The sequence below is a fragment of the Brevundimonas sp. genome (assembly GCF_032107865.1).
Lineage (GTDB): Bacteria > Pseudomonadota > Alphaproteobacteria > Caulobacterales > Caulobacteraceae > Brevundimonas.
This window is the reverse complement of the sequence record NZ_DAMCNG010000056.1, coordinates 1-14,874: the sequence shown is the minus strand read 5'-3', so window position 1 is coordinate 14,874 and position 14,874 is coordinate 1. Positions and strand designations below refer to the sequence as shown.

The window sequence follows — 14,874 nt, the reverse complement described above, 5'->3', positions numbered from 1 at the left end:
CGCCGAAGCCGTGCGGTTGATGCGCGCGCCGGACACCCGCGCCGCCCTGGGTGCCGAGCCGCAGACGGTACTGACCCTACGGCCTTTGATGCAGGCGGTCGGCCTGGCGGCCTGACCGCCCTTCGGCGTCAGTCGAAGATGTCGAAGATGTCCAACCGCTTCTTCTTCTTGCGGTAGTGGTAGTCGTCGTCGCGGCGACGGTCGTGATCATAACGGTCGTCGCGTTGGCGCGGCGGCTCGCGATAGGTCGGCTGAGCTCCCCAGGGCTGCTGAGGTTGGGCTGCTTGCGGCGGCGGAGCATAGGCCGGAGCGGCGGGCGCGGCGGCGCGACCTTCGTCGGTCGCCGATTCCATCAGCTTTTCCAGCTCGCCGCGATCCAGCCAGACGCCGCGACAACTCGGGCACATGTCGAACTGGACGCCGTGGCGGTCCAGCGTCTGCATGGGCGCATTGTCGTTCGGGCACATCAGCAGGGGCATGACATCCTCTTTCGTCGTTGAATGCGGTCCGACATCACGCCGCCGAAGCGCCGCCAGAGGGGCCCGTCCCGCTACAGCAAAAGAGGTAGGGATCGCCCGCTCCCGCGACAACGCGCCGCGTCGCCGCAGGGCCCTGTTTTCATGCGATCAGCAGTGCTGGCCCGCGGCCCAGCCCGACGACCAGGCCCACTGGAAATTGTAGCCGCCCAGCCAGCCGGTGACGTCGGCGACCTCGCCGATGAAGAACAGACCGGGGACGGTCTTGGCCTCCATCGTCTGTTGATCAAGGGCGGCGGTGTCGACCCCGCCCAGCGTCACCTCGGCGGTGCGATAGCCTTCAGAGCCGACCGGCTTGACCGTCCAGGCGTTGATCCCCTCGGCCAGGGCGCGCAGCTTCTTGTCGCCGACCTCGGCCAGCTTGCCCGACAGGTTTTCGCGCGCGCACAGGGCTTCGGCCAGACGGCGCGGCACGACGTGGCCGACGGCGGTGTGGACGGCCTGCTTGCCGTTCTCGGTCTTGGCGGCCAGAATTTCGGCGGCCGCGTCGCGGTCGGGGGCCAGATCGACGGTGATCGCCTCGCCCTCGCGCCAGTAGGAGCTGATCTGCAGGATCGACGGCCCCGACAGGCCGCGATGGGTGAACAGCAGGCCTTCGCGGAAGACGGTTTCCTTGGCCGGGCGGCCGGCGCCCGCATCCTTGGGCGCCTTGTGGCGCACCACGGCGTCGACCGACACGCCCGCCAACGGCTTGAGCTGCTCCAGCAACCCTGGCTCGAACGTCAGAGGAACCAGCGCGGGCCGGGTGTCAGTGACGCGCAGACCGAAGCGCCGCGCGACCTCATAGCCCCAGCCGGTGGCCCCCATCTTGGGAATGGACTTGCCGCCGGTCGCCACGATCAGCGAGGCCGCCGTTACCCGCGATCCGTCGTCCAGATCGACCTGAAACCGCTCGCCCGCGCGCTCCACCGCCTTGACGCCGAGGCCCAGCGACAGGGTGACGCCCGCCGCCTTCATCTCATCGGTCAGCATACGGATGATCTGCTTGGCGCTGTCGTCGCAGAACAGCTGACCCAGCGTCTTCTCGTGCCAGGCGATGCCGTGGCGATCGACCATCTTGATGAAGTCGTGCTGGGTGAAACGGCGCAGGGCCGACAGGGCGAAGCGCGGATTCTCGCCCAGGAAGTTGGCGCCGCCGGTCCCCAGATTGGTGAAGTTGCAGCGCCCGCCGCCCGAGATGCGAATCTTCTCGCCGGGGGCGCGGGCATGGTCGATCACGCGCACGCGGCGGCCGCGCTTGCCCCCCTCGATGGCGCACATCATGCCGGCCGCGCCGGCGCCGACGATCAGGACGTCGATGTCTGAAGACTTCATCGCCCCGCCCTAGCAGGCGCAGGCCCCGCCAGGGAAGGGCGCGAAGCGATGCCCTACAGGCCCAGCATGGCCCGATAGGTCGGATGCACCTGATCGGCGTATTCCGGGTGCTTCTTCAGATAGCTGGAGAAGAAGGGGCAGGTCGGCAGGATCAGCAGGTCTTTCGACTTCAGATCGGCCAGGACGTGCTTGGCCATGCGGCTGGCGATGCCGCGCCCTTCCAGCGGGACCGGCACGAGGGTCTCCGTGATCAGCCGCCCACCCGCGACGGGGTTGTAGATGACCACGGCGGTCTCGCCGTCGACCGTCAGCTCGTAGCGCTTGGCCTCTTCGTTGTCGCGGATTTCGGGGTCCAGGCTCATGTCACATCCTTGTTCAGAGATAAGGGCTTGCTCGAAGAAACGGATTTAGTGCGCGTCGTCCCAGTTGCCAGCGGCCTTGGCTTCGACATCCAGCGGAACGCTCAGGGCCACGGCGGGTTCGGCGGCGGTCTCCATCACCCGGCGGATGATGGCGACGGCGCGCTCGGCCTCGGCTTCCGGAGCTTCGAACACCAGTTCATCGTGGACCTGAAGCAGCATCCGGGTCTGAAGACCGGCCTCGGCCAGGGCGCCGGGCATGCGGATCATGGCGCGGCGGATGATGTCGGCGGCGGCGCCCTGGATCGGGGCGTTGATGGCCGCGCGCTCGCCGAACTGGCGTTCGGCGCCGGACTTGGAATGGATGGCCGGGATGTGGATGCGCCGCCCGAAGACGGTGGTGACGAAGCCCTGCTCCTTCACCAGCGCCTTGGTCCGGTCCATGTACGCGCGGATGCCGGGGAAGCGCTCGAAATAGGTCTTGATGTAGGCCCCGGCCTCGCCCTGTTCGATGCCCAGCTGGGCGGCCAGTCCGAAGGCGCTGATGCCGTAGATGATGCCGAAGTTGATGGCCTTGGCGCGGCGGCGCGTCTCGCTGGGCATGCCCTCGACCGGGACGCCGAACATTTCGGACGCGGTGGCGGCGTGGATGTCGAGGCCGTTCTTGAAGGCGCGCTTTAGCTCGGGAATGTCGCCGATGTGGGCCAGCAGGCGCAGCTCGATCTGGCTGTAGTCGGCGCTGATCAGCACATGGCCCGGCGAGGCGATGAAGGCCTGACGGATCTGGCGGCCCGTCTCGGTGCGGATCGGGATGTTCTGCAGGTTGGGGTCGGATGAGGCCAGACGCCCCGTCGTCGCCGCCGCCAGCTGATAGGAGGTGTGGACCCGGTTCGTCTGCGGGTCCATGGCCGCGACCAGGGCGTCGGTATAGGTGCCCTTCAGCTTGGACAGCTGACGCCAGTCCAGAATGGTGCGGGGCAGGGGGTGGTTCTGGGCCAGATCCTCCAGCACGCTGGCGTCGGTGCCCCACTGGCCGCTGGCGGTCTTCTTGCCGCCGGGCAGGTTCATCTCGCCGAACAGGATCTCGCCGATCTGGCGCGGGCTGCCGACGTTGAACGGGCGACCGGCCAGCTTGTGCGCCTCTTCCTCTAGCTCGGCCATGCGCTGACCGAAGGTCGAGGACAGCGAACGCAGCCGGTCCGGATCGACCCGCACCCCGGCCCGCTCCATGTCGGCCAGGACGGCGGGCATGCCGCGCTCCAGCGTTTCATAGACGCTCGACAGCCCCTCGGCCGCCAGGCGCGGCTTCAGCAGGCGATGCAGGCGCAGGGTCACGTCCGCATCCTCGGCGGCGTAGCAGACGGCCGATTTCAACTCGACGTGCTTGAAGCTCTTCTGGCTCTTGCCGGTTCCGGCCACACTCTTGAACGGGATGGGTTCGTGACCGAGGTGCAGGCGCGCCAGCTCGTCCATGCTGTGGCCGTGCATTCCGCCTTCCAGCACATAGGAAATCAGCATGGTGTCGTCGATCGGGGCGACGCGCACGCCGCGCCGGGCCATGACGGCGAGGTCGTATTTGATGTTCTGGCCGACCTTCAGCACCGACGGGTCTTCCAGCAGGTCTTTCAACCGGGCCAGGGCCGTCGGCTTGTCGATCTGTTGCAGAGGCGGGCGCGCGTCGCCGCCGTCGCCGAAGTCCAGCCCGCCGTCGCCGGTCGGCTCATGCTCATGCGTCAGGGGAATGTAGCAGGCCTCGTTCGGCCCGACCGCCAGCGACACGCCGCACAGCCCGGCGTGGGTCGAGGACAGGGCGTCGGTCTCGGTGTCGAAGCCGACCACGCCCGCCGCCTTCGCCCGCGCGATCCAGCGGTCGAGGTCTTCCAGCGTCTGCACGCACTCATAGCGGTCGTGGTCGATGGCGTGGGTCTCGGCCGGGGCGGCGACTTCGGTCTGGCCATAGCGCGGCGCAGCGACCGGCGCGCTGAGGGGGCGGGCGAAGGCCGAGCCTTCTTTCTGCGGCGCCTTGCCGTCGCCGACACGGCGGGCCAGCGAACGGAACTCCATCGTCTCAAGGAAGTCCGACAGGGTGGCCGGGTCCGGGTCGCGGATAATGAAGTCGTCGATCGGTTCGGGAATCGGCGCGTCGCACGTCAGCTTCACCAGTTCGCGCGACAGGCGGATCTGGTCGGCGAAGTTGATCAGGGTCTCGCGGCGCTTGGGCTGTTTGATCTCGCCCGCGCGGGCCAGAAGGGTGTCCAGATCGCCGTATTCATGGATCAGCTGGGCCGCCGTCTTGGGGCCGATGCCGGGGGCGCCGGGCACGTTGTCGACGCTGTCGCCGATCAGGGCCTGAACCTCGACCACCTTGTCCGGCGTGACGCCGAACTTCTCGAACACGGCCTCTTCTTCGAGGCGCCGGTCCTTCATCGGGTCGTACATGACCACGCCGTCGCCGATCAGCTGCATCAGATCCTTGTCGGAGCTGACGATCACCGCCTCGCCGCCCGCATCGCGGGCTTGACAGGCATAGGTGGCGATCAGGTCGTCGGCCTCATAGCCGGCCATCTCGACGCAGTGGACGCCGAAGGCCTTGGTCGCCTCGCGCACCAGCGGGAACTGCGGGACCAGATCCTCGGGCGCCGGGGGGCGGTGGGCCTTGTATTGATCATAGAGGTCGTTGCGGAAGGTCTTCTCAGAGTGGTCGAAGACGGCGACCAGGTGCGTCGGGCCGTCCTCGCCCTTCATGTCCTTCAGCAGCTTCCACAGCATGTTGCAGTAGCCCTGCACCGCCCCCACGGGCAGGCCGTCCGACTTGCGGGTCAGCGGCGGCAGGGCGTGATAGGCGCGGAAGATGTAGGCCGAGGCGTCGATCAACCACAGCCTGAGCGGCGGCCCGTCTTGCGTGAGGGGGCGGGCGGGGATTTCGGCGGGCGCGTCGGTCATGGCGCGAACATAGGGGGCCGAAGGCGCGGCGTCATCTGCGGTTCGGCTTTCCTCCCCACTGTGTGGGGAGGGGGACCACGCAGTGGTGGAGGGGCCAAGGACGGCGAAGCCAAGAAGCCCCTCCGTCTCGTCGGCGATGCCGCCGATCCACCTCCCCATTTCATGGGGAGGAGAGCCTGCGTTTCTTACGGCTGCCAGCCGCCCGGCGTTTCGGGGATGACGTGTTCGCCCTCGTCCGAAATCTCGCCGCGGGTCTTCTTCACCTCGGCCCAGGCGGCGCGCAGCAGTTCGGTCACGCCCTCGCCCGAGACGCCGGACACCAGATAGGGCCGACGACCGGCGACCGCCTCCAGCTCCGCCGCCTTCTCCTCGCGGGCCTCAGGCGTCAGGGCGTCGATCTTGTTCAGCGCCAGGATCTCGATCTTGTCGGCCAGGCCCTCGCCATAGGCCTCCAGCTCGCCGCGGATGATGCGATAGGCGGCGACCACGTCGTCCTGCGTGCCGTCGATCAGGTGGATCAGGCTGGCCGAGCGCTCGACGTGGCCCAGGAAGCGCGTGCCCAGCCCTGCGCCCTCGCTGGCGCCTTCGATCAGGCCGGGAATGTCGGCGATGACGAAGCGTTCCGACGGGCTCAGGTCCACCATGCCCAGGTTGGGCGTCAGGGTGGTGAAGGGATAGTCCGCCACCTTGGGCCGCGCCGCCGAGACGGCCGACAGGAAGGTCGACTTGCCCGCATTGGGCAGGCCTGCCAGGCCGATGTCGGCGATCAGTTTCAACCGCAGCCAGATCCAGCGCTCCTGGCCTTCCTGGCCGGGGTTGGCGTGGCGCGGGGCCTGGTTGACCGGCCCCTTGAAGCGGGTGTTGCCCCAGCCGCCGTTGCCGCCGGACAGCAGCTTCACCTTCATGCCCGCTTCGTCCAGATCGACGAGCACCGTCTCCTTGTCCTCGTCCAGCACCTGGGTGCCGACGGGCACGCGCAGGACCACGTCCTCGCCCTTGGCGCCGTGCATCTGGCGGCCCTGGCCGTGGTTGCCGGTCGGGGCCTTGAAATGCTGCTGATAGCGGAAGTCGATCAGGGTGTTCAGCCCGTCGGCCGACTCGACCCAGACGTCGCCGCCCTTGCCGCCGTCGCCGCCGTCGGGACCGCCGTTGGGAATGAATTTTTCGCGACGGAACGAGACGGAGCCCGCGCCGCCGTTGCCGGAGCGAATATAGATCTTGGCCTGATCGAGGAACTTCATGGGCGCCTTATGGCCCAGAAGCGCGGCGAATTACAGGCGGCCGAAATTCACGGGTGGGATTTCATCCACGCGCCCAGACGCCGAAGGGGTCGCGCCAGTCCATGCCCAGCGCCTGGGCCACGGCCGGATGGGTGATCTCGCCCTTCAGCACGTTCAACCCCTTGGCCAGATGCGGGTCGGCGCGCAGGGCCTCCAGCCCCCGGTCGGCCAGGGCCAGGCCGAAGGGCAGGGTGGCGTTGTTCAGGGCTTCCGAACTGGTGCGCGGCACGGCCCCCGGCATGTTGCCGACGCAATAGTGGATGACGTCGTCGACCACATAGGTCGGCTGGTCGTGAGTAGTCGGGCGCGAGGTCTCGAAGCAGCCGCCCTGGTCGATGGCGACGTCGATCAGGACGCTGCCCTTCTTCATCGAGGCGAGTTGGTCGCGCCGCACCAGGGTCGGCGCCTCGGCGCCCGGCGTCAGGACGGCGCCGATCACCACATCGGCTTTGGGTAGTTCCTCCTCGATGGCGTGCAGGGAGGAATAACGGGTGATGACCCGGCCGCCGGTCACTTCGTCGATCTGGCGCATGCGCGGGATCGAGCGTTCCAGCACCACCACCTCAGCGCCCAGACCCATGGCCATGCGCGCGGCGTTCAGCCCCACGACCCCGCCGCCCAGCACCAGCACCCGCGCCGGCGCCACACCCGGCACGCCGCAGAACAGCAGGCCCATGCCGCCCTTGTGCTTGAGCAGGGTCTCGGCCGCCGAGAAGACGGCGATGCGACCGGCCACCTCGGACATGGGCGCCAGCAGGGGCAGGCCGCCGTTCTTGTCCGTCACCGTCTCATAGGCGACGGCGGCGCAGCCGGAGGCCAGCAAGGCCTTGGTCTGCTCGGGATCGGGCGCCAGGTGCAGATAGGTGAAGAGGATGTGGCCGTCGTTCAGCAGGGAAAACTCGGTCGGCTGCAGCTCCTTGACCTTCACGATCATATCGCTGCCGGCGAAGACGGTGCGGGCGTCCGGCGCGATACGCGCGCCCGCCTTGACGTAGTCGGCGTCGGAAAAGCCTGCCCCGAGACCCGCGCCGGTCTCCATGACGACAGCGTGGCCGTGGGCGACGTATTCGCGCACGGCGGCGGGCGTCAGGCCGACGCGATGTTCATTGGTCTTGATTTCTCGGGGGCAGCCGACGCGCATCTTCTTTTCAAAGTCCTAGCCCTGACATAGGGCGCGGCGACGCTAAACAAGCCGCCAAGGTCGCACCAGAGAAAAATAAAACCCCGCCGAGCGATGTTCTCGGCGGGGTCCAGGCGCAGCCTTTTGATCAGAAAGAGATCAGTTCTTGGCGTCGCGGGCCGCGCCTTCGACGGCTTGGCCGGCGGCCTGGGTGTCCTTGCCCACGCCCTGAATAGTGTTGCAGGCGGCGGTGGTCAGGGCGGCGGCGGCGACGGCCAGAATGATGAGTTTGCGCATGAGAGGCTCCTGAGGGTTTCGGGCTTGGCGCCCGTCCCGGAAACAACGCTACGCTTGAGCCTGGGTTCCGCTGAGACGGAAGGCGGCGACCTCGCGTACATGGGCCGGTCCATGGGCTTCGGGCGTGACGAAGGTCAGGCGGGCGATCGAGCCGCCCTCGGGCGCCGGGACGGTCTCGGCCTCGCCGCGCAACTGTTTGGCGAAGGCGATCATCAGAGTGCGGCCCACCCCCGCCTCGGCGGCGTCGGCGACGCCGGGACCGTCGTCCTGCACCTCCAGCACGCTGACGCCGCCCTGAACCCGGAAGCGGACCTGCAGGTCGCCGCCGCGTCCGGCGAAGGCGTGCTTCTGGGCGTTGGAGACGGCCTCGACCACCCACAGGGCCAGGGGCGCCAGCTTGTCGGGGTCGATGACCAGGGGGTCGGCTTCGATCGTCGTGGTCACCAGGGGGCCGCGCACCGCCTCGCCGGCGATCAACTGGCCGACCAGCTCGCGCAGGAAGGTCTCGGAATCGGCCTCGCGGACATGCTCGCTCTGGTAGAGGATGCGGTAGATCAGGGCCAGGGCGGCGATCCTCTGACGGGTGTCGCCCAGGGCCGCGCGGGCGCTGGGGTCGGTCACCGCCCGCTGCTGCATCGACAGCAGGGAAGAGATGATCTGCAGGTTGTTCTTCACCCGGTGATGGATCTCGCGCATCAGCGCGTCCTTCTCGTCCAGGGCTTCCAGCAGGGCCTTGTCGCGCCGGGTGATGTTGTCGCCCAGGGCGCCGAGGGTGCGGGCCAGGACGCGGATTTCGGCCGGGGCGTGCTCTGCCTGGACCGGGCGGACCGAGAAGCGGCCGCGCGCATATATGGCGGCCACCCGCTCCAGATAGCCCAGCCAGCGCACGACGATCCGCTCGGACAGCAGCATGACGGCGGCGAAGGTCGCCAGCCAGGCCGCCAGCGGCAGAAGCAGGGTGCCGAAGGGGTTCAGCCGCGCCCAGGACAACAGGCCCGGCGCCGGGGCGGACAAAAGGACGAAGACGTCGCGTCCCGACAGCGGCGCTCCCGCATAGACATGACGGCGACCGCGTACGTCTTTCGCCTCGAACAGGGCGGTGTCGCCGCGCTGGGCCTGGCCGGCCCAGGCGGCGATGGCCTGGGAGTCGCTGACCTGAAAGGCTTCGGCGTCGGTGGCGATCAGCACCCGGCCGGATGTGTCGATCACCGCCGCCTGTGCGCCTGCGGGCAGGGCGGGGTCGCGAATGTCCGGCTGCAGCGCAGCGAGCGGCAGGATGGCGGCCATCGCGCCCTGGAAGGCGCCCATGGGGCGTTCGGAACGCACCGCGACCAGCAGGGCGTTCTGCTGGCCGGGGGTCCATTCCATGACCACGTCTTCGCCGCGTCTCAGCCGCTGATACCAGGATCTTTCGCGCACCTCGGCGCCCGAGGGCGGGGGAATGGGGCGGGAGGCGCAGACCGGCTCGCCCGTGGCGCTGAAACGCGCCAGGCCGGCGATGCTGTCCATCCGCTCGACCAGGGCGGTCAGGCGCGGCTCGCAGTAGAAGCCGACGCCCTCGGGGGCCAGGGCCTGCAACAGCACCACGGCGCTGTCGATATTGTTCTTGGCGTGGGCGGCGCTGCGGTCGGCGGCCAGTTGCAGGTCGATGCGCTGCTCGGCGGTCTGGCGGCGGAAGCCGGCCTCGGTCTGGATCGCGGCCAGCAACAGGATCGGCAGCAGGGCGATGGCCATGGCCACGCCGAGACGGAAGCGGATTCCCTGCACGCTGGGCCGTCCGAGTTTGCGCCCGAACGTGCGGCCCAGAATCCGGCCCAGACCCCGGCCGACCCGCAGCACGACTATCTCCGCCCGGAGCCGCTCAGCCTGTCGGCGTCGGCCAGGATGGATCGCATCGCATCCCCGGCGGACTTTCCGTCGCGGGCGTAGCCGCCGCGCTCCAGCGTGGCCTGCAACGCCTTGCGGGCGCGCGACACGCGACTCTTCACCGTGCCCACGGCGCACTGGCAGATTTCGGCCGCTTCCTCATAGGCGAAGCCGCCGGCGCCGACCAGGATCAGGGCCTCCCTCTGCTCTTCGGGCAGGGTCTGCAAGGCCTGGCGCAATTCGTCCAGAGCGACGGGCGCCTCGGGGTCGTCCACCGCGATCAAGGTGCGTTCGGCGGCTTCCTGATCCAGCTGGGTCTGGCGCCAGGAGCGGCGCTTTTCCGAGTAGAACTGGTTGCGCAGGATCATGAAGGTCCAGGCCTTCATGTTCGTGCCCATCTGATAGCTGGCGCGGGCGTCCCAGGCCTTCATCATGGCTTCCTGGGCCAGGTCGTCGGCCGCAGTCGGATCGCCGGTCAGGGTACGGGCGAAGGCGCGCAGGTGTGGGATCAGGGTGACCAGTTCGGCCTTGAAGGCGCCGTCATCGGCCGACGGGGGCCGGGATGGGGAGCTGGTCACTGTCCCTCCTTGGTGGACGACGCTTGATCGGCGCGTCTGAGGATCTCCAGGAATTCGTCGGGAACAGGCTCGTTCACGACCTCGTCGAACATGTGGCGCAGCTTCACGCCGATCGCCTGCTGGCGCAGACGGACCTCTTCAAGCCCTCGATCGTGCGACGGTGTCCCGTCGGGGTGAGCGGGGGTGTCCTTGGTGTTGATCATCGAGTTTACGGCTGCCGCCCAAGCCAGTTGAAACGCCTGTAGAAGCGGAAAACGCCGCCTCTCGCATACGGTTCCTAACGTCAGGCGTTTTTATGCTCAAGCTGGATGACGGCGCGGGAACCGTGGCCCATGTGATACGTTGAGTCCGCTGGTGCGCCGACTAATGTGCGGCGCGAAGATTGTCGGGGAACGAACCAATATGAGCCTTCTGGCCAGACTTGCGCCTCATCTGCCCTATGTTCGTCGTTACGCTCGGGCGTTGACCGGCGATCAGACCACCGGCGACAACTACGTGCGTGTGGCCCTCGAGGCCCTGGCGGCGGGCGAGCGCCAACTGCCCACGGACATGACCCCGCGCGTGGCCTTGTACCACGTCTTCCACACCATCTGGTCGGCTACGGGCGCCCAGCTCGAGGACGGCGGGGCGGCTGAGGGCGACGACGCCGCTCATCGCCTGATGCGGATTTCGCCGCGCTCGCGTCAGGCCTTTCTGCTGACTGCGTTGGAAGGCTTCACGCCGTCCGAGGCGGCTCAGATTCTGGCCGTCGATCCGCGCACGGTCGAGCGCCTGATCGCCGAGGCCCAGTCGGATATCGACGCCGAACTGGCGACGGATGTCCTGATCATCGAGGATGAAGCCATCATTTCGGCCGACATCGAAAGCCTGGTGAAGGAGCTGGGCCATCGCGTCACCGGCACCGCCACCACCCACGACGAGGCGGTGGACGCTGTTTCGCGTCACACGCCGGGCCTGGTCCTGGCCGACATCCAACTGGCCGACGGCTCGTCGGGCATTGATGCGGTCAAGGACATCCTCAAGCGCTTCGACGTGCCGGTCATCTTCATCACCGCCTTCCCCGAGCGGCTGTTGACCGGCGAGCGTCCCGAGCCGACCTTCCTGATCACCAAGCCCTTCCAGCCGGAGACGGTGAAGGCGGCGATCAGCCAGGCCCTGTTCTTCCATCCGTCGCGCCAGAAGCAGGCCGCGTAAGGACGACGCGCCCGGACTGTTTCGAAGGGCCCCGAGCGCCGTCTCGGGGCTTTTTCGCGTTTAGGTGGCGTGGTCGGCCAGCGCCGCAGCCGGAGCTTCGGCCGCTGCCTCGACCGGCGCGGGCTCGGCGGCGCCGTCTTGACGTTGGAAGCCCGTGTTGCTGACCGCCCACATGCCGATCAGCAGCACGGCGGCGGCTCCGGCCGAGAGCAGCAGGATGACCAGGGTTCGCCGACCGCTGCGTCCCTGGCGGACATATTGGGCTTCGACGGCGTGGTGGTCATGAACGGCGTCGGCGGAGTGGGAATGCGGGTCTTGATGGGTCATCGGCTCGCCTCCTTTTGGCGGTCGGGAAACCTCTAGGGCCAACGCCGCCGTCGCCCTGCCGTTCCGTGACGGCCGCACGGCGCCGGGCGGTCGGCGTGCTTTGGAACCGAGTTTCACGCGCGCCGTTATCTGGTGGTCGAGGGCTATTCCCCTGGATCGGCCTGACCGCCGGTCTTCGCCCTCGCCTCATTCTCGATGATGCGACTTCTAGGCGGATCCTGAACGGGTCCGCCTTCTTTTTGTCGAGAGGAAGGGTCGGGCGACCGACCCTGTGCGCTTGCTCTCTTGTGGCGAGGCGCCACTATGGGTTCTGAAAGAAAACGCTTGAGGGAGACGGAAGATGAGCCTGCGCAACAGACAATGGATCCTGCGTCAGCGGCCGCACGGCCTGATCCAGGACGGCGACCTGGAACTGGTCGAGAGCGTCACGCCCGACCTGAAGGACGGCGAGGTTCTGGTCCGCACCGTCTATCTGTCGATCGACCCGACCAACCGCACCTGGATGAATGATTCCGAGGGCTATCTGCCGCCCGTCAGCTTGGGCGACGTCATGCGCGGCCTGACCCTGGGCGTGGTCGAGCAGTCGCGCGGCGAGCGGTACAAGGAAGGCGATCTGGTCATGCCCCTGTCGGGCGCCTGGGCCGACTACGCCGTTGTGCCCGAGGCGGGGCTGCGGCCGGTCCACCGCGCGCCGGGCCTGCCGCTGACGGCCAACCTGTCCGTGCTGGGGATGACCGGCATGACCGCCTATTTCGGCGTCACCGACGTGCTGAAGGCGAAGGCGGGCGAGACCCTGGTCATCTCGGCGGCGGCGGGTGCGGTCGGCTCCATCGCCGGCCAGGTGGCCAAGCAGCGCGGCTGCCGCGTCATCGGCATCGCCGGCGGCGCCGAAAAATGTCGCTGGCTGACCGAGGAGCTCGGCTTTGACGCCGCCGTTGACTACAAGAACGAGGACGTCGGCGACGCCCTCGACCGCCTGGCCCCCGACGGGATCGACCTCAATTTCGAGAACGTCGGCGGCGACATCATGATCGCCGTGTGGAACCGGCTGAAGGTGCACGGCCGCATGGCCGTCTGCGGCCTGATCTCGGCCTATAACGCCACGCGGATGCCGCCCTCGCCCAACTTCGCCCGCATCATCACCCACCGCCTGGACGTGAAGGGCTTCCTGGTCCTCGACTACGCCCACCGCGCCAAGGAGATGGTCGCCGAGATGGGCCCCTGGCTGGCCGACGGGAAGATCCACTGGAAGGTCCATGTCGACGACGGTCTGGAAGGCGCGGTCGGTTCGCTGAATCGCTTGTTCACGGGCGACCATGACGGCAAGCTGATGGTCAGGGTGTCGGAAGAACCGGCCGCCTGACGGAGGGAAGACCACGCATGACCGAGCCGCTGCACGTCCATTTCGAGGATCTCGAGATCGGTCAGGTCATCCCCCTGGGCGCCTGCGCCGTGGATGCGGCGGCGCTGGATCTGTTCGTTGAACGGTTCCAGCCGGGGTGGGATGTGGCCTACGGCGCGCCCGAGGCCATGGTCTACGCCTTGTGGAGCCGTTTGGCCGCCGACCGCACCAGCGGCTGGGCGGGCGCCAAGACCCTGGCGGTCGATGGCCTTCGCTTCCTGCGCAGCCCCCCGGCGGGCGAACTTCTGCGAGGCCGCCTGACCATCATGGGCAAGGATCCGGTCGGAGACGAAAAGGGCGTGATCATCGCCCAGCAGGACTTGCTGGACGAGGCGGGGCGGCTGGTCTTCTCCTGCCTGACCCGCGCTCTGGTGGCGCGCCGCTGACATAGAAAACGCCCCGCCAGTTTCCTGACGGGGCGTTTGATCTTTTGGACTTCAGCGCCTCAAGCAGCGCGAAAGCGCGTTAGGCCCTCAAAGAGCGCCTCAAGCAGCGCGAACGCGCGTTAGGCCACTAAAAAGATCAGGCGTTGGCGGCGGCCGGCTGTTGCTTGGCGGCGCGGGTCAGGGCCACGGCGATCAGACGATCCCAGCCCAGCAGCGACACCAGGTGGGCGTAGATCTGGCCCAAGGCGCCGTTGTCGCGCAGTTCGGCCAGCTTCTCGGCCGGCAGGGCCTTCAGCTTGTCTTCCGAGACGGCGAAATACTCGGCGATCTTCTGCGGGGTTCCAGCCGTGCCGTCGGCGTTGCGCGGGGTGTAGTTGGCCTCGCGCACCTCGAACAGGTCCAGTTCCTTCAGCAGGGCGACGAAGGACTCGCTGCGCACGCGCTCCTGCTCGAAGTTGTTGCAGAACTCCATGCCGAAGTTGACGTAGCCGCTCGGCTGGCCGTTTTCGAACAGGGGGGTTTCGCCGCCTTCGACCACGAAGGGGGCGGCGCGGTCGATGCACAGCACCAGGCGCTGCTGTTCATCATCATTGGCGAAGACGAAGGGATAGCGACGGACGTAGGCCGGGATATAGGCGTCGGGGCGGAAGTCGCCGTCCTCGATGAACAGGTTCTCACCGGCGTTCAGGCCCATGGCCGCGACCGGCTGCTTGGCGTCGCCGACGAAGATGACCGGATAGCTGAGGGCGGCCGGGGCGAACTCCGTCACCGTCAGCGGCACCACATTGGCCTGGGCGACGAAGGCGTAGGGCTTGTCCGCCGGGGTCACGCCCAGCTTGCCGTGAGCCTCGGCCGACAGGGGCTCGGGCTGGGAATAGAACAGGACGTTGCCCGACAGGGGGCTGTTCGCTTGGGTCGCGTCGGTCATGAAAAAAGGATCTTCTGAACAGAAAGGACGGTTCTTCTAACCCATGGCCGGGGCCGCCGCAAACGCCGCTGTTTGGCCACATTGCGCTGACGGCGGGCGGGGGCTGAGCGGGTGCGACCGTCGATGCGGTTGCAGCGGCGGCCATGACCTCCTAGCTGTAGGCCATGGGTCTCGCTTGTGATCATGAACACGCCGAACACCACCTCGGGGCCGCCGAGGTGGATCGCGCCCTGGCCGCCGTCGAGGCGCGCTGCGCTGTCGACGGCGAGCGCATGACCGCCCCGCGTCGCCGCGTGCTGGAACTGTTGCTGACGGCGGGCGAGCCGGTGAAGGCCTATGACCTG

The 14,874-nt window shown here is 68.0% G+C and carries 15 protein-coding genes and 1 pseudogene; 4 read left to right on the top strand and 12 right to left on the bottom strand.

The annotated features are described in order from the left end of the window. Positions 1–128: 128 nt before the first annotated feature. The 10 genes from RT567_RS07030 to RT567_RS06985 form a co-directional block, all read right to left on the bottom strand. Positions 129–479, bottom strand: coding sequence for a zf-TFIIB domain-containing protein (locus tag RT567_RS07030; protein ID WP_313575317.1), 351 nt, complete (start codon positions 477–479; stop codon positions 129–131). 147 nt (positions 480–626) lie between these two features. Next, positions 627–1,850 (bottom strand): NAD(P)/FAD-dependent oxidoreductase, encoded by a 1,224-nt coding sequence (locus RT567_RS07025; protein WP_313575315.1) that lies wholly within the window; start codon positions 1,848–1,850, stop codon positions 627–629. A gap of 53 nt (positions 1,851–1,903) precedes the next feature. Further along, positions 1,904–2,212, bottom strand: a complete 309-nt coding sequence (locus tag RT567_RS07020) for a GNAT family N-acetyltransferase (protein ID WP_313575313.1) — start codon at positions 2,210–2,212, stop codon at positions 1,904–1,906. A gap of 45 nt (positions 2,213–2,257) precedes the next feature. Next, positions 2,258–5,152, bottom strand: a complete 2,895-nt coding sequence (gene polA, locus RT567_RS07015) for a DNA polymerase I (protein WP_313575311.1) — start codon at positions 5,150–5,152, stop codon at positions 2,258–2,260. Between the two features lie 185 nt (positions 5,153–5,337). Beyond that, on the bottom strand, positions 5,338–6,393 hold the full coding sequence (gene obgE / locus RT567_RS07010; RefSeq protein ID WP_313575309.1) for a GTPase ObgE: 1,056 nt from the start codon (positions 6,391–6,393) through the stop codon (positions 5,338–5,340). Positions 6,394–6,454: 61 nt separating this feature from the next. Next, positions 6,455–7,573 carry an alanine dehydrogenase gene (ald, locus tag RT567_RS07005; protein ID WP_313575307.1) on the bottom strand — a complete coding sequence of 373 codons (1,119 nt, stop codon included), beginning with the start codon at positions 7,571–7,573 and terminating at the stop codon, positions 6,455–6,457. Positions 7,574–7,711: 138 nt separating this feature from the next. Then, the gene (locus RT567_RS07000) at positions 7,712–7,849 is read right to left on the bottom strand and encodes an entericidin A/B family lipoprotein (protein ID WP_024355200.1); all 138 of its coding nucleotides are present in this window, start codon (positions 7,847–7,849) and stop codon (positions 7,712–7,714) included. Between the two features lie 48 nt (positions 7,850–7,897). Then, a complete protein-coding gene (locus RT567_RS06995; RefSeq protein WP_409516155.1) occupies positions 7,898–9,583 on the bottom strand; it encodes a sensor histidine kinase in 1,686 nt (561 codons plus the stop codon). Positions 9,584–9,690: 107 nt separating this feature from the next. Next, complete coding sequence (locus RT567_RS06990; RefSeq protein WP_313575303.1) at positions 9,691–10,293, bottom strand: sigma-70 family RNA polymerase sigma factor; 603 nt, start codon at positions 10,291–10,293, stop codon at positions 9,691–9,693. Next, positions 10,290–10,496, bottom strand: coding sequence for a NepR family anti-sigma factor (locus tag RT567_RS06985; RefSeq protein WP_087139141.1), 207 nt, complete (start codon positions 10,494–10,496; stop codon positions 10,290–10,292). Before RT567_RS06985 ends, RT567_RS06990 begins: the two co-directional genes overlap by 4 nt. 199 nt (positions 10,497–10,695) lie before the next feature. Here RT567_RS06985 and RT567_RS06980 point away from each other — a divergent pair, with 199 nt between their 5' ends. After that, positions 10,696–11,487 carry a response regulator gene (locus RT567_RS06980; RefSeq protein ID WP_313575300.1) on the top strand — a complete coding sequence of 264 codons (792 nt, stop codon included), beginning with the start codon at positions 10,696–10,698 and terminating at the stop codon, positions 11,485–11,487. A gap of 60 nt (positions 11,488–11,547) precedes the next feature. Here the strand turns inward: RT567_RS06980 and RT567_RS06975 are convergent, their stop codons facing one another. Further along, the gene (locus tag RT567_RS06975) at positions 11,548–11,814 is read right to left on the bottom strand and encodes a hypothetical protein (RefSeq protein WP_313575298.1); all 267 of its coding nucleotides are present in this window, start codon (positions 11,812–11,814) and stop codon (positions 11,548–11,550) included. A gap of 340 nt (positions 11,815–12,154) precedes the next feature. On the opposite strand from RT567_RS06975, the gene RT567_RS06970 reads away from it, so the two are divergent. Next, positions 12,155–13,177: an NADP-dependent oxidoreductase gene (locus tag RT567_RS06970; protein WP_313575297.1), complete on the top strand. Its 1,023-nt coding sequence runs from the start codon at positions 12,155–12,157 to the stop codon at positions 13,175–13,177. A 17-nt stretch (positions 13,178–13,194) separates the two neighbouring features. Further along, complete coding sequence (locus RT567_RS06965; RefSeq protein WP_313575295.1) at positions 13,195–13,602, top strand: acyl dehydratase; 408 nt, start codon at positions 13,195–13,197, stop codon at positions 13,600–13,602. Positions 13,603–13,738: 136 nt separating this feature from the next. Here RT567_RS06965 and RT567_RS06960 read toward each other — a convergent pair whose 3' ends face one another. Beyond that, a complete protein-coding gene (locus RT567_RS06960; RefSeq protein ID WP_313575293.1) occupies positions 13,739–14,530 on the bottom strand; it encodes a SapC family protein in 792 nt (263 codons plus the stop codon). Positions 14,531–14,694: 164 nt separating this feature from the next. On the opposite strand from RT567_RS06960, the pseudogene RT567_RS06955 reads away from it, so the two are divergent. Continuing rightward, positions 14,695–14,874 (top strand): annotated as a pseudogene (locus RT567_RS06955) (transcriptional repressor); the annotation flags it as partial.

What these genes read in the sequence shown, in the direction of transcription:
- obgE (WP_313575309.1), bottom strand. Translation starts at nt 6,393, where the DNA reads ATGAAGTTCCTCGATCAGGCCAAGATCTATATTCGCTCCGGCAACGGC.
- RT567_RS06970 (WP_313575297.1), top strand. Translation starts at nt 12,155, where the DNA reads ATGAGCCTGCGCAACAGACAATGGATCCTGCGTCAGCGGCCGCACGGC.
- RT567_RS07020 (WP_313575313.1), bottom strand. Translation starts at nt 2,212, where the DNA reads ATGAGCCTGGACCCCGAAATCCGCGACAACGAAGAGGCCAAGCGCTAC.
- RT567_RS06965 (WP_313575295.1), top strand. Translation starts at nt 13,195, where the DNA reads ATGACCGAGCCGCTGCACGTCCATTTCGAGGATCTCGAGATCGGTCAG.
- RT567_RS06985 (WP_087139141.1), bottom strand. Translation starts at nt 10,496, where the DNA reads ATGATCAACACCAAGGACACCCCCGCTCACCCCGACGGGACACCGTCG.
- RT567_RS06980 (WP_313575300.1), top strand. Translation starts at nt 10,696, where the DNA reads ATGAGCCTTCTGGCCAGACTTGCGCCTCATCTGCCCTATGTTCGTCGT.
- RT567_RS06975 (WP_313575298.1), bottom strand. Translation starts at nt 11,814, where the DNA reads ATGACCCATCAAGACCCGCATTCCCACTCCGCCGACGCCGTTCATGAC.
- ald (WP_313575307.1), bottom strand. Translation starts at nt 7,573, where the DNA reads ATGCGCGTCGGCTGCCCCCGAGAAATCAAGACCAATGAACATCGCGTC.
- RT567_RS07000 (WP_024355200.1), bottom strand. Translation starts at nt 7,849, where the DNA reads ATGCGCAAACTCATCATTCTGGCCGTCGCCGCCGCCGCCCTGACCACC.
- RT567_RS06960 (WP_313575293.1), bottom strand. Translation starts at nt 14,530, where the DNA reads ATGACCGACGCGACCCAAGCGAACAGCCCCCTGTCGGGCAACGTCCTG.
- RT567_RS07030 (WP_313575317.1), bottom strand. Translation starts at nt 479, where the DNA reads ATGCCCCTGCTGATGTGCCCGAACGACAATGCGCCCATGCAGACGCTG.
- RT567_RS06995 (WP_409516155.1), bottom strand. Translation starts at nt 9,583, where the DNA reads ATGGCCATCGCCCTGCTGCCGATCCTGTTGCTGGCCGCGATCCAGACC.
- polA (WP_313575311.1), bottom strand. Translation starts at nt 5,152, where the DNA reads ATGACCGACGCGCCCGCCGAAATCCCCGCCCGCCCCCTCACGCAAGAC.
- RT567_RS07025 (WP_313575315.1), bottom strand. Translation starts at nt 1,850, where the DNA reads ATGAAGTCTTCAGACATCGACGTCCTGATCGTCGGCGCCGGCGCGGCC.